Below are 12,003 nucleotides of genomic sequence, written 5' to 3'. Positions count from 1 at the left end.
GCAAAATCCGTAACCAGGATTCTCAACCTGAATGTTTACTGGCGACATGGAGTGCATAAGTGCATTTCACGTTTGAGTCTGCGCATGCCTATTGCCTGTACAAACAACAAGCAATATCTCAATGGTGGCTCAGGCGGGGCTGACTACGGTCAGGCCGGTATCCAGTAGAACCGGTGTTGAGAACCCCGTCAGGGCTACCACCAGTGAGATTCTCAACTCCGGTGGTCGCTGTAACATTAAACTACTGGACAATGAACCATGAACGACAAGCCAAGGCAGGCATTACTTCCTCCCCCACTGTTGGTTTATGCTCCCGTTTGTTACGGAGAGAGCATATGAAGAACACCCGTGAAGACTGGCATCCCGCCGATATTATCGCTGCAATTCGCAAAAAAGGCTCAACGCTGACGGCACTCTCGCGTGATTCCGGACTGGGCGCATCAACCCTGTCCAATACGCTGTCGCGACGCTGGCCCAAAGGTGAGTTGATTATTGCGGCAATGATCGGCGTTCCGGCGTGGGAAATCTGGCCAAGCCGTTATTACAATGCCAACGGGGAGTTGGTTGTTCCTAAATTGCGGAACCCTAAAGCGGAGAGTTAATCCGTAACAGCGGTGGGAGCCTGGCTTTCACCGCATTTTGAAGAGTCTCAGACCGGCGAATTTTTAAATATTCATGCCGTTACCGCAAAGGTTTCCATCCATTCGCAAGAGACCGCATACCGTTCGCTGCGGGCTTTTGCCGGCCAGGCCTCATTCTGTTTGATCCCGTTCACAAATAAAAAAACAAAATCAAAAAACGTAAAGTGGCGGGACGCCGATTGCATTCCATTTCGGCGCGAAATACCCGTTTGGTTACGGGCTGAGCGGCACCACGTTCCGGTATCACGATTTGCAGCTAAATCAGCAGCCAGTCGTCATCGAAAACGGCGAAATTTCCGTACAGATTCAGATAACCAATAGCGGTTCGCGAGCAGGCAGCGAAGTGGTTCAGGTTTATCTGCGCGACTGCGTGGCTTCTCTGGTGCGGCCGGTGCACGAACTGAAAGCATTCCAGCGCGTTGAACTGAACGTCGGAGAAACCGCCACGCTGAATTTCAGTATTCCAACCGACATGCTGAATTTCACCAACGCCGCGCACAAACACATCGTTGAGCCGGGCTTTATTGACGTTCAGGTCGGGGCTTCCAGCGCTGATATTCGCGCTAACGGTAAGGTGACACTGGCCGGAAAAGTGCGGGAATTGCCGCGTAACTGGCGGATGGTCAGCCGGTGTGAGGTGAATCAGTAAAGGCTACTCGCAGATCACAAAATCAGAAAGCAAAACGGACGCTTCAGCGTCCGTTTTTACAGGGTTCAGATAGGCTGTTATTCAGTATCCCGCGTAATGCCGAAATGCTTATACGCGTGGTTGGTTGCCATACGTCCGCGCGGCGTTCGCTGGATAAAGCCCTGTTGGATCAGGAACGGTTCGATCACGTCTTCTATCGTTTCACGTTCTTCGCCAATTGCGGCAGCTAAATTATCCAGCCCTACCGGCCCGCCGGTGAATTTATCGATAATCGCCAGCAGCAGTTTGCGGTCCATATAATCGAAACCTTCCGCATCAACGTCCAGCATGTCCAGCGCGCCATTTGCTACATCACCGTTGATCGTACCGTCGCCTTTCACTTCGGCAAAATCACGCACGCGGCGCAGCAGGCGGTTGGCAATACGCGGCGTGCCACGCGAGCGGCGGGCAATCTGATGCGCCCCTTCTTCCGACAATTCCAGCCCGAGGCAGGACGCACTGCGCCCGACGATATGCTGCAAATCGGCGACCTGATAAAATTCCAGACGCTGCACAATACCGAAACGGTCACGCAGCGGAGACGTCAGGGAACCGGCGCGCGTCGTGGCACCAATCAGGGTGAACGGGGGTAAATCAAGCTTGATGGAACGCGCCGCCGGGCCTTCGCCAATCATGATATCCAGCTGATAATCTTCCATCGCCGGATACAGAATTTCTTCGACAACCGGCGAGAGGCGGTGGATTTCATCGATAAACAGTACGTCGTGAGGTTCGAGATTGGTCAGCATCGCGGCCAGATCACCGGCTTTTTCCAGCACCGGCCCGGAAGTCGTGCGCAGATTCACGCCCATTTCGTTGGCAACAATGTTCGCCAGCGTGGTTTTACCCAGCCCCGGCGGCCCGAAAATCAGCAGGTGATCGAGTGCATCTTTGCGTTGCTTTGCCGCCTGAATAAAGATTTCCATCTGCGAGCGCACGTGGGGCTGCCCGACATATTCGTTAAGCAGCTTCGGGCGGATCGCACGGTCAATGACCTCTTCTTCACTAAACACTTCAGAAGAAATCAGGCGGTCAGCTTCAATCATCGTTTACCTCACAGCGCCGCGCGCAGCGCTTCTCTAATCAACGTTTCGGATTCTGCACCCGGTTTCGCCACTTTACTGATCATGCGGCTGGCTTCCGGCGGTTTGTATCCGAGGGATATCAGGGCGGCTACTGCTTCACCTTCGGCATCAGATTCTTTCGCTTTCGACGCCGATGCAGGTAGCGTGATATCAGTATGATTGTTAAATAGATCACCGTTTAATCCTTTAAACCGATCTTTCATTTCGACGACCAGGCGTTCTGCGGTTTTCTTACCGACGCCAGGTAACTTAATTAAGGCAGTGATTTCTTCCTTTTCCACTGCGCTGACGAACTGCTGTGCCGACATGCCTGACAGGATTGCCAGCGCCAGTTTTGGCCCGACGCCGTTCACTTTGATCAGTTCCCGGAACAGCGCGCGCTCTTGTTTATCATTGAACCCGTAAAGCAGTTGGGCATCTTCGCGAACAATAAATTGCGTGAAGAGGATGGCTTCCTGACCCAGTTCGGGCAATTCGTAAAAACAGGTCATCGGCATATGCACTTCATAGCCCACGCCGTTGGTTTCCAGCAGCACCAGAGGTGGCTGTTTTTCCAGAATAATGCCTCGAAGTCTGCCTATCACGTTCGTTTTCCTTATCAGGTCAAAAGCAGCAGTGTTTATATCATAAAAAAGGCTGGATGAATATCCAGCCTAATGGACTTGCGGCGTCTATCGCATACGTCCGCGCGCCATCTGCAATTTATCAGAACTCAGCCGGATCGCATTCTGGCTCATGTGACAATGCGTAATCGCAATCGCCAGTGCATCGGCGGCATCGGCCTGCGGATTGGCGGGCAGTTTCAGGATAGAACGCACCATATGCTGCACCTGCGATTTCTCAGCTGCGCCTGTGCCGACAACTGTTTGTTTCACCTGCCGCGCGGCGTATTCGAACACCGGCAAATCCTGATTCACTGCGGCTACAATCGCTGCGCCACGCGCCTGCCCGAGCTTTAACGCGGAATCCGCATTCTTCGCCATGAATACGGATTCGATGGCAAAAAAGTCAGGCTGGAACTGCGTAATAATTTCCGATACGCCGGCGTAAATTAATTTCAAACGCCCCGGCATATCGTCAACGACGGTACGGATGCAGCCGCTGCCCAGATAACTCAGCTGACGCCCTGTCTGGCGGATAATGCCATAGCCGGTGATGCGTGAACCGGGGTCGATCCCCAGAATAATAGCCATAGCAGCTCAACGCCTTGTGTTGTCGTTTTTTGAGAAAGTTGGGGACAGTATAAACTGCTGAGGGATTTGAGAATAGCCAGCCGGTGGAGACCACCGGCTGCGGTGAGATTACAGAGTTTCTGCGATCTCGTCGGAGATTTCACCGTTGTGGTAAACCTCTTGTACGTCGTCACAATCTTCCAGCATGTCGATCAGGCGCAACAGTTTTGGTGCAGTTTCTGCATCCATGTCGGCTTTGGTCGATGGGATCATGGTGACTTCTGCGGAATCTGCTTTGAAACCGGCAGCTTCCAGTGCGTCTTTCACTTCGCCCAGATTTTCCCAGGCTGTGAACACATCGATGGCGCCATCGTCGTAAGACTGGATATCTTCTGCACCCGCTTCCAGTGCGGCTTCCATCAGCACATCTTCATCCAGACCTGGTGCGAAAGAAATCACGCCTTTCTTGGAGAACAGGTACGCAACGGAACCGTCAGTGCCCAGATTACCGCCGGTTTTGGTGAAGGCATGACGCACTTCAGCCACGGTACGGTTGCGGTTGTCACTCAGACATTCGACCATGATTGCAGAACCACCCGGGCCGTAACCTTCATAAATGATGGTTTCCATGTTGGTGTCTTCGTCACCACCGACGCCACGCGCAATGGCACGGTTCAGGGTATCGCGGGTCATGTTGTTGGACAGTGCTTTATCAATTGCAGCGCGCAGACGTGGGTTTGAACCCGCATCGCCGCCGCCCAGACGTGCAGCGGTAACCAGCTCACGAATGATTTTGGTGAAGATTTTGCCACGTTTAGAATCTTGCGCCGCTTTGCGGTGCTTGGTGTTGGCCCACTTACTGTGACCTGCCATAAATATCTCCAAAAAGTCTAAAGTCTTAACAGACCGAATAGTTTACAAATTCTTCAATCGCCTGCTGGTTGCTCGGGGAGACGGTCAGCGCTGCCGCTTCCGCTTTTCCCAGCCACCGGAACGCATGATGTTCGGTAAGAACCACATCACGCTCGTCGGGTAACGCCAGACAGAACCAATGTTCTTTATTACGGGTTACGCCGGGAGCATAGCGATGGCGCAAATGCGCAAATATTTCAAAGTCCTCGCAACGGTCACAATCCTGAAGAGGCAGGTTTTCACCTGCGATGTCGATTCCGACCTCTTCCATCACTTCACGCTGCGCGGTTTGATTCGGGGATTCCCCGCCTTCCAGGCTACCGGTCACCGACTGCCAGAAATTCGGGTCATCCTTTCGTTGGAGCATCAGCACCCTGCCGGTGTTTCTGGCGTAGATGACGCACAGTATCGACTCAGGACGCTTATAGCTCATTAGTTATTCTCAGTATTTGTGTCTGGCGTCACTTCTTTTTTCGCAACAACCGCAATACCGAGCTCCAGTAAAGAGGCCGGATTCGCGAAGCTTGGTGCTTCGGTCATCAGACAGGCCGCTGCCGTGGTTTTCGGGAAAGCGATAACGTCACGGATGTTATCCGTACCGGTCAGAAGCATAACCAGACGATCCAGACCAAATGCCAGACCGGCATGTGGCGGTGTACCGTATTTCAGGGCGTCGAGCAGGAAGCCGAATTTCTCGCGCTGTTCATGTTCGTTAATACCCAGAATGCTGAACACGGTCTGCTGCATTTCGCTGCGGTGAATACGCACAGAGCCGCCACCCACTTCGTAGCCGTTGATGACCATGTCGTAGGCATTCGCGATTGCGGAAACCGGGTTTGCCGCCAGTTCCTGCGCCGTCATCTCTTTCGGTGCTGTGAACGGGTGGTGCATGGCGCTCAGGCCGCCTTCGTCGGTGTCTTCAAACATCGGGAAGTCGATAACCCACAGCGGAGCCCACATGTCTTCGTTGGTGATTTTCAGATCGCGACCTACTTTCAGACGCAGTGCGCCGATTGCGTCGGTCACAATCTTCGCGCTGGCTGCGCCGAAGAGGATCATGTCACCGTCTTGCGCGCCGGTACGTTCGATCAGGGCGGACAGCAATTCTTCATTCAGGAATTTGGCAACCGGGCTCTGAATACCTTCCAGACCTTTCGCCACTTCGTTGACTTTGATGTAAGCCAGGCCTTTCGCGCCGTAGATTTCGATGAATTTCGCGTACTCATCAATTTGCTTACGGCTCAGGGAGGCACCGCCCGGAACGCGTAATGCCGCTACACGGCCTTTCGGATCGTTAGCCGGATCAGCGAACACTTTGAACTCGATGTTTTTCATCAGGTCAGCAACATCAACCATTTCCATCGGGTTACGGAGGTCCGGTTTGTCTGAACCGAAACGACGCATGGCTTCTGCAAAGGTCATGACCGGGAAATCGCCCAGATCCACGCCTTTGATTTCCTGCCACAGTTCGCGGGCCAGTTTCTCCATCACTTCGCGCACTTGCTCAGCGCTCATGAAAGAGGTTTCCACGTCGATCTGGGTGAATTCCGGCTGACGGTCAGCACGTAAATCTTCGTCACGGAAGCATTTAACAATCTGATAATAGCGATCAAAACCGGACATCATCAGCAGCTGTTTGAACAGCTGAGGAGACTGCGGCAAAGCGTAGAATTTGCCTTTATGCACACGGCTTGGCACCAGATAGTCACGCGCGCCTTCCGGTGTGGCTTTGGTCAGCATCGGGGTTTCAATGTCGAGGAAGTCATGGCTGTCCATGAAACGACGCACGAAACTGGTAATTTTTGCACGCGCTTTCAGGCGGTTAGCCATCTCGGGGCGACGCAGATCCAGATAGCGGTATTTCAGACGCGCTTCTTCAGTGTTGACGTGATTGGAGTCCAGCGGCAGCGCTTCTGAACGGTTGATGATGTTCAGCTGGTTAGCGAACACTTCCACTTCACCGGTCGCCATGTCTTTGTTGAACTGGCTTTCAGGACGCGCACGGACGGTACCGGTTAACTGAATGCAAAACTCGTTACGCAGTTCAGAAGCCAGTTTGTAGGCTTCGGCCTGATCCGGGTCGAAGAAGACCTGAACGATACCTTCGCGGTCACGCATATCGATGAAAATCAAACCACCCAAATCGCGGCGACGGTTAACCCAGCCACACAATGTCACTTCCTGGCCCACATTGGACGCATTCAGCTTTCCACAATATACAGTACGCATAACGGTATCCTTTTGATCCCACTACCCGGCCTCATGGCGCACAGGTACAGAAACGGTTATTCACTCTGGTCGCCCGCCGCAAAACTGTGCAGCGCGCGGAATGGGTTTTATTCGGGTCGAAAAAAGGCGGCTATTATAAAGGAATTTCCGCCGCAGGATAAGTGCGAACGCATCAAGGCTGGCGCGGAAATTCACACATGTTGCTTGCTACACATAATTTAACAAAATTATCCCCATTTTGACCCACGCGTTAGCATAGACTCCGGCTATCCCCTTTGTACACGCAGTTCATTATTCCTGCCTCTATTTACCCCTTTTGATAACCGGGAGCTAACACCATGAAACTCGACCCTAAAACCACTGCATTAGTGCTGATCGATTTACAGAAAGGCATTCTGCCGTTTGCCAGCGGCCCGCATACCGCGCAGCAGGTTCTGGATAACGCCACTGAACTGGCAAACCGTTTCCGTAAACTGGGCTCTCCGGTGGTAATGGTGCGCGTGGGCTGGTCCGACTCTTTTGACGAAGCGCTGAAACAGCCGGTCGATGTCCCTGCGGCCGCGCCGGAAGGCGGCCTGCCAGCGAGCTGGTGGGAATTCCCGGAGCAACTGGGCGTCACCGACAAAGACTTGCTGGTGGTTAAACGCCAGTGGGGTGCGTTCTACGGTACAGATCTGGATTTACAACTGCGCCGCCGTGGCATTAAAAGCATTGTGCTGGCCGGCATTTCCACCAACATCGGTGTGGAATCCACAGCCCGTAACGCCTGGGAACACGGCTATGAGCTGGTGATCGCCGAAGATGCCTGCAGCGCGCACAACAACGACCATCATCAGTCCAGCGTGCAGTTTATCTTCCCGCGCATCAGCCGCGTACGTTCAACCGCCGAAGTGCTTGCCGCACTGCCACAGTAACGTTACCCTGCCGGATATCCCTGACGCCGCCTGCCGGGCGGCGTTTTTTATGGAAAAAACAGAGGAAGCGCGGCATGTATATTGGTTTACCGCAATGGCACCACAACGCCTGGGCCCGTATCGGGCTTCGCGATCTGGCTGATTACGCCCGGTATTTCAATTGTGTCGAAGGCAACACCACATTTTATGCGTTGCCGAAACAGGACGTTGTGATGCGCTGGCGCGATATGACGCCTGAATCCTTCCGTTTCTGTTTTAAATTCCCGTCATCCATCAGCCATAAAGCGGCACTGGCGAACTGTCAGGAAGATGTCGATACGTTTTACCGCACGCTGGAGCCGCTTGGTGAACGCATCGGGCAGCTCTGGTTACAGCTTCCGCCCACTTTTGCACCCGCGCATCTTGAGCGTTTATGGCAATTTCTTGATGCCCTGCCCGCCGGTTTTGATTACGGCGTTGAAGTACGCCATTCTGATTTTTTCGCCAAAGGCGATGCCGAGCGTGCGCTGAATCAGGGGTTACATCAGCGTGGGATCAACCGCACCATTCTCGACAGCCGTCCGGTTCACAGCTCGAAATCTCAGACTGAAGCGGTGCTTGACGCCAAACGAAAAAAACCTGTTCTGCCGCTGCATGCCGTTGTAACCGCGACGCACCCAATCGTGCGTTTCATCGGCGGTGATATTCTTGACGATAACAGGCCGCTGTTCGCACAGTGGGCAGACAAACTTGCGGCGTGGGAAACCCAGGGGCTTTCTCCTTATCTGTTTATCCACACGCCGGACTGCACCGACGCACCGCAACAGGCGCGCAGTCTCTGGCCCTTGCTGCGGGCTAAAATTCCGACCGTTCAGCCTGAACCTGACTGGCCGGAACAGGACGCACTGTTCTAAATTATTCGTGAATGTCTGACGACAGTTTTGCGTCTTGCCGCTATCATAATGGCGCAGTGAAGCGGGTCATTGCCCCACCGGATCACAGGGAATAACCAAGGAAGTCATCATGATTAGCGCGTTATATGTCGTGCTTGCCGCCATACTTTTGATCAAACTCTCTTTCGATGTCGTACGCCTGAGAATGCAGTACCGCATTGCCACCGGCGACGGCGGCTCCTACGAATTGCAAACCGCCATCCGCGTTCACGGCAACGCCGTCGAATACCTGCCAATCGGCTGTTTATTGCTGCTGTTTATGGAAATGAACGGTGCCGGCGTCTGGATGATTCATGCCTGCGGATTACTGCTGATTACCGGCCGGCTGTTCCATTATTACGGCTTAAAACACCGCGAATTCGCCTGGCGCCGCAGCGGCATGGCCGCCACTTATATCTCGCTGGTGTTAATGGTTATCGCGAATATCATCTATTTGCCGTGGTCCCAGTTTCTGGCATTCGATTAGCTTTTCCGCCGTTTTTTACGGGCAGCGCCGCGCACAGGTATCTGCCCGCCTCAGTATCTGCTAAAATTCGCCCTCAAAATTCTGTCCCTTCAATTTTTTGGTTCGACTCACCATTATGGCAAAGCACGATACGCTGTTTTCTGCACCGATAGATAAGCTGGGCGACTGGACGTTCGATGAACGCGTTGCTGAAGTTTTCCCCGATATGATCCAACGTTCTGTACCGGGTTATTCCAACATTATTTCGATGATTGGCATGCTCGCCGAGCGCTTTGTTAAGCCCGACACGAATGTCTATGATCTGGGATGCTCGCTTGGTGCGGCTACGCTGTCGATGCGCCGCAATATCAAGGTTTCGGGTTGCGAAATCATTGCGGTCGACAATTCCCCCGCCATGGTGGAACGCTGCCGACGCCACATCGACGCCTTCCGCGCCGATACGCCGGTTAACGTTATTGAAGCCGATATTCTGGATATCGAACTCAAAAATGCCTCGATGGTTGTGCTCAATTTCACCCTGCAATTTCTTGAACCGGACGATCGTCAGCGCCTGCTGAATCAGGTCTATCAGGGAATGCGCCCGGGAGCAGCGCTGGTGCTTTCAGAGAAATTCAGTTTCGCGGACAAAGACGTCGGCGAACTGCTCTTCAATATGCATCATGACTTCAAACGTGCGAACGGCTACAGCGAACTGGAAATCAGCCAGAAACGCAGCATGCTGGAAAACGTGATGCTGACCGATTCTGTTGAAACCCACAAAGCGCGCCTGCATCAGGCTGGTTTCCAGCACACTGAACTCTGGTTCCAGTGCTTTAACTTTGGCTCGCTGATTGCCGTGAAAGCCGGGGAAGCAGAATGATTGATTTTGGTGATTTTTACCGCGTGATTGCCAAAGGCCCGCTGAGCCCGTGGCTCAATACGCTGCCTTCGCAACTGACCGCCTGGCAGAAAGAGTCGCTGCACGGTAAGTTCAAGCTGTGGTTTAACTCGGTTGACCGCCTGCCGCTGTTACAGCCTGAACGTCTGGATTTGCTGCACAGCGTTTCCGCCAATATGGAAACCCCGCTGCCCGCCGGTCAGCGCGAAGGAATTGAAAATCTGCTGCGTAATATGATGCCATGGCGCAAAGGGCCTTTTTCGCTGTATGACGTTGAAATCAATACCGAATGGCGTTCAGACTGGAAATGGGATCGCGTACTTCCGCACATCTCTTCTCTGGCAGGCCGTACAATTTTAGACGTCGGCTGCGGCAGCGGCTATCACATGTGGCGCATGATTGGCGCGGGCGCGCATCTGGCCGTCGGTATCGATCCGATGCAGCTTTTCCTCTGCCAGTTTGAAGCCGTACGTAAATTGCTGGGCGGCGATCAGCGTGCACATTTACTGCCGCTGGGCATTGAGCAGTTGCCTGAGCTGAACGCGTTTGACACTGTTTTCTCGATGGGCGTGCTTTATCACCGACGTTCACCGCTGGATCATCTTTATCAGCTGAAAAACCAGCTGGTCAGTGGCGGTGAACTGGTGCTGGAAACGCTGGTTGTCGAAGGTGACAGTCAGCAGATTCTGGTGCCAGGCGACCGTTACGCGCAGATGGGAAATATCTATTTTATTCCGTCTGCCGAAGCGCTGAAAGACTGGCTGGTTAAATGCGGATTTTTAGATGTGCGTATCGCGGATGTCAGCGTCACTACGGTTGAGGAACAGCGCCGTACCGACTGGATGACCAGTGAATCACTGGCCGAATTCCTAGACCCGAACGATCCGACGAAAACTATTGAAGGTTATCCGGCACCGCGCCGCGCGTTGCTTATCGCCCGCAAACCTTAAACCCTGTTTTCTCCGCCAGGTATACTGTCTGGCGGAAACCTTCTCCGCATTTATCTCCGGCTTTCTGCCCCCTCGCGCTGTACATCCGGGATTAAAAAGGTCTAACCTTTCGGAATGGCTATCTGTTTGTTCTGACAGAGATCGTGGTTAACGTTCTGGGAGGATGTATGAAATTCCCTAAAGGCAGTATCGTTCAACACAGATCCGGCGATATCAAAGGCACCGTGATGAATACGTTTGAATCTGATAAGGAAATCGTCTCATATTACGTTTCCTGGGAAGATGGCAGCAGCAGTCTGCATCAGGAAAACGAATTGCACTGGGCCAATATCGATGTCGCAATCAAAATTAAAAACTTCTACGAAAAGTAGCCAGCACACTTCTGACTGACATAAATCTTCCGAATTTATCCACCTTTTGCGGCCTTAAGATCAGGGCTGACGGCCTCTGTGCGCCAGGCCTTTGTAAAGCTTCCTGTTTTCAAACTTTATCGTTGGATTGATTCATAGTGTTTCGTGTATAAATTCGGCCAAAGTTATTCATCAGAACGCGAACCTGTCGCGGAGATAAGTATGCGCCGGCGAATCCGATTCCTTTTTGATCGTGCAGTGATTGTTTTAGGCCTCTTTGTGATGTGTCTGGTGGTTAAAGCCGGCATGTTTGGCGTGGCTTACCTCACCTGGGGCTGACACTTTTCAGATTAAATGACAACATTTGTCCAATTTTCGATCTGACACCCTTTCCAAATGTAATGGAAATGCTAGTCTCCTATAACCATTCAAACCACAAGGTTATAAAGTGTCCGACTCACACGAAAACCCGGATGTTCTCCTGCGCACCGCTCAGGCACTGGAGGCTGCAATAGCATTCAGCATCGCTTCAATTTCGGTAAATCTTCCCGATGTAAAAACGGAAGTTGTTGAGTCTTTACGCCGTAATACGGCGAACAGCGATAAACAGGATCCCACAAAAGACGCCATCGAACATCTGGTGACGCTGATTGAAACCGCAGCAGGCTCTTCCGAAAAACACCGCGTCTAGCAGAGATATTAAGTATAAAAAAAGCCCCGCCAAAATGGCATGATTTTAGATTTCGATGGGGTTATAAATTAACATTAAATCAATTAGTTGCCTCAA

16 protein-coding genes are annotated in these 12,003 nt (G+C 52.6%); 10 read left to right on the top strand and 6 right to left on the bottom strand.

The annotated features are described in order from the left end of the window. Positions 1–91 precede the first annotated feature (91 nt). The 3 genes from J8X26_RS27870 (at position 92) to J8X26_RS04495 (ending at position 1,290) form a co-directional block, all read left to right on the top strand. On the top strand, positions 92–262 hold the full coding sequence (locus J8X26_RS27870; protein ID WP_256443880.1) for an ash family protein: 171 nt from the start codon (positions 92–94) through the stop codon (positions 260–262). A gap of 73 nt (positions 263–335) precedes the next feature. Further along, the gene (locus tag J8X26_RS04500) at positions 336–602 is read left to right on the top strand and encodes a helix-turn-helix transcriptional regulator (protein ID WP_152325807.1); all 267 of its coding nucleotides are present in this window, start codon (positions 336–338) and stop codon (positions 600–602) included. A 289-nt stretch (positions 603–891) separates the two neighbouring features. Next, on the top strand, positions 892–1,290 hold the full coding sequence (locus tag J8X26_RS04495; protein ID WP_244370338.1) for a fibronectin type III-like domain-contianing protein: 399 nt from the start codon (positions 892–894) through the stop codon (positions 1,288–1,290). 77 nt (positions 1,291–1,367) lie between these two features. Here J8X26_RS04495 and ruvB read toward each other — a convergent pair whose 3' ends face one another. The 6 genes from ruvB to aspS form a co-directional block, all read right to left on the bottom strand. Then, positions 1,368–2,375, bottom strand: coding sequence for a Holliday junction branch migration DNA helicase RuvB (ruvB, locus tag J8X26_RS04490; RefSeq protein WP_152325806.1), 1,008 nt, complete (start codon positions 2,373–2,375; stop codon positions 1,368–1,370). An 8-nt stretch (positions 2,376–2,383) separates the two neighbouring features. Next, positions 2,384–2,998, bottom strand: a complete 615-nt coding sequence (ruvA, locus tag J8X26_RS04485; protein WP_152325805.1) for a Holliday junction branch migration protein RuvA — start codon at positions 2,996–2,998, stop codon at positions 2,384–2,386. An 87-nt stretch (positions 2,999–3,085) separates the two neighbouring features. Then, entirely contained in the window at positions 3,086–3,607 is a 522-nt protein-coding gene (gene ruvC, locus J8X26_RS04480) for a crossover junction endodeoxyribonuclease RuvC (RefSeq protein ID WP_015696865.1), read from the bottom strand. A gap of 108 nt (positions 3,608–3,715) precedes the next feature. After that, a complete protein-coding gene (locus J8X26_RS04475) occupies positions 3,716–4,459 on the bottom strand; it encodes a YebC/PmpR family DNA-binding transcriptional regulator (protein ID WP_152325803.1) in 744 nt (247 codons plus the stop codon). A 25-nt stretch (positions 4,460–4,484) separates the two neighbouring features. Continuing rightward, a complete protein-coding gene (gene nudB, locus J8X26_RS04470) occupies positions 4,485–4,931 on the bottom strand; it encodes a dihydroneopterin triphosphate diphosphatase (protein ID WP_152325802.1) in 447 nt (148 codons plus the stop codon). After that, positions 4,931–6,727, bottom strand: coding sequence for an aspartate--tRNA ligase (gene aspS / locus J8X26_RS04465; protein ID WP_208950257.1), 1,797 nt, complete (start codon positions 6,725–6,727; stop codon positions 4,931–4,933). Before aspS ends, nudB begins: the two co-directional genes overlap by 1 nt. 338 nt (positions 6,728–7,065) lie before the next feature. Here aspS and J8X26_RS04460 point away from each other — a divergent pair, with 338 nt between their 5' ends. The 7 genes from J8X26_RS04460 (at position 7,066) to J8X26_RS04430 (ending at position 11,907) form a co-directional block, all read left to right on the top strand. Continuing rightward, positions 7,066–7,641: a hydrolase gene (locus J8X26_RS04460; RefSeq protein ID WP_208950256.1), complete on the top strand. Its 576-nt coding sequence runs from the start codon at positions 7,066–7,068 to the stop codon at positions 7,639–7,641. A 74-nt stretch (positions 7,642–7,715) separates the two neighbouring features. Continuing rightward, a complete protein-coding gene (locus J8X26_RS04455; RefSeq protein WP_208950255.1) occupies positions 7,716–8,534 on the top strand; it encodes a DUF72 domain-containing protein in 819 nt (272 codons plus the stop codon). 109 nt (positions 8,535–8,643) lie between these two features. Then, the gene (locus J8X26_RS04450) at positions 8,644–9,039 is read left to right on the top strand and encodes an MAPEG family protein (RefSeq protein ID WP_152325798.1); all 396 of its coding nucleotides are present in this window, start codon (positions 8,644–8,646) and stop codon (positions 9,037–9,039) included. 115 nt (positions 9,040–9,154) lie between these two features. Beyond that, positions 9,155–9,898 carry a carboxy-S-adenosyl-L-methionine synthase CmoA gene (cmoA, locus tag J8X26_RS04445; RefSeq protein ID WP_152325797.1) on the top strand — a complete coding sequence of 248 codons (744 nt, stop codon included), beginning with the start codon at positions 9,155–9,157 and terminating at the stop codon, positions 9,896–9,898. Further along, positions 9,895–10,866 carry a tRNA 5-methoxyuridine(34)/uridine 5-oxyacetic acid(34) synthase CmoB gene (cmoB, locus tag J8X26_RS04440; RefSeq protein WP_152325796.1) on the top strand — a complete coding sequence of 324 codons (972 nt, stop codon included), beginning with the start codon at positions 9,895–9,897 and terminating at the stop codon, positions 10,864–10,866. The genes cmoA and cmoB overlap by 4 nt, the downstream gene beginning before the upstream one ends. A 167-nt stretch (positions 10,867–11,033) precedes the next feature. After that, positions 11,034–11,237 carry a hypothetical protein gene (locus J8X26_RS04435; protein WP_104922452.1) on the top strand — a complete coding sequence of 68 codons (204 nt, stop codon included), beginning with the start codon at positions 11,034–11,036 and terminating at the stop codon, positions 11,235–11,237. Between the two features lie 427 nt (positions 11,238–11,664). Beyond that, complete coding sequence (locus tag J8X26_RS04430; protein WP_152325795.1) at positions 11,665–11,907, top strand: hypothetical protein; 243 nt, start codon at positions 11,665–11,667, stop codon at positions 11,905–11,907. The last annotated feature ends 96 nt before the right edge of the window (positions 11,908–12,003 follow it).

The organism is Rahnella sp. ChDrAdgB13 (genome assembly GCF_017655185.1).
Lineage (GTDB): Bacteria > Pseudomonadota > Gammaproteobacteria > Enterobacterales > Enterobacteriaceae > Rahnella > Rahnella contaminans.
This window is presented reverse-complemented; position numbering and strand designations above follow the sequence as displayed.

Excerpts from the sequence above, each read along its gene's own strand:
- J8X26_RS04500 (WP_152325807.1), top strand. The coding sequence starts at position 336 with ATGAAGAACACCCGTGAAGACTGGCATCCCGCCGATATTATCGCTGCA.
- ruvB (WP_152325806.1), bottom strand. The coding sequence starts at position 2,375 with ATGATTGAAGCTGACCGCCTGATTTCTTCTGAAGTGTTTAGTGAAGAA.
- ruvC (WP_015696865.1), bottom strand. The coding sequence starts at position 3,607 with ATGGCTATTATTCTGGGGATCGACCCCGGTTCACGCATCACCGGCTAT.
- J8X26_RS04475 (WP_152325803.1), bottom strand. The coding sequence starts at position 4,459 with ATGGCAGGTCACAGTAAGTGGGCCAACACCAAGCACCGCAAAGCGGCG.
- nudB (WP_152325802.1), bottom strand. The coding sequence starts at position 4,931 with ATGAGCTATAAGCGTCCTGAGTCGATACTGTGCGTCATCTACGCCAGA.
- aspS (WP_208950257.1), bottom strand. The coding sequence starts at position 6,727 with ATGCGTACTGTATATTGTGGAAAGCTGAATGCGTCCAATGTGGGCCAG.
- J8X26_RS04460 (WP_208950256.1), top strand. The coding sequence starts at position 7,066 with ATGAAACTCGACCCTAAAACCACTGCATTAGTGCTGATCGATTTACAG.
- J8X26_RS04455 (WP_208950255.1), top strand. The coding sequence starts at position 7,716 with ATGTATATTGGTTTACCGCAATGGCACCACAACGCCTGGGCCCGTATC.
- J8X26_RS04450 (WP_152325798.1), top strand. The coding sequence starts at position 8,644 with ATGATTAGCGCGTTATATGTCGTGCTTGCCGCCATACTTTTGATCAAA.
- cmoA (WP_152325797.1), top strand. The coding sequence starts at position 9,155 with ATGGCAAAGCACGATACGCTGTTTTCTGCACCGATAGATAAGCTGGGC.
- cmoB (WP_152325796.1), top strand. The coding sequence starts at position 9,895 with ATGATTGATTTTGGTGATTTTTACCGCGTGATTGCCAAAGGCCCGCTG.
- J8X26_RS04435 (WP_104922452.1), top strand. The coding sequence starts at position 11,034 with ATGAAATTCCCTAAAGGCAGTATCGTTCAACACAGATCCGGCGATATC.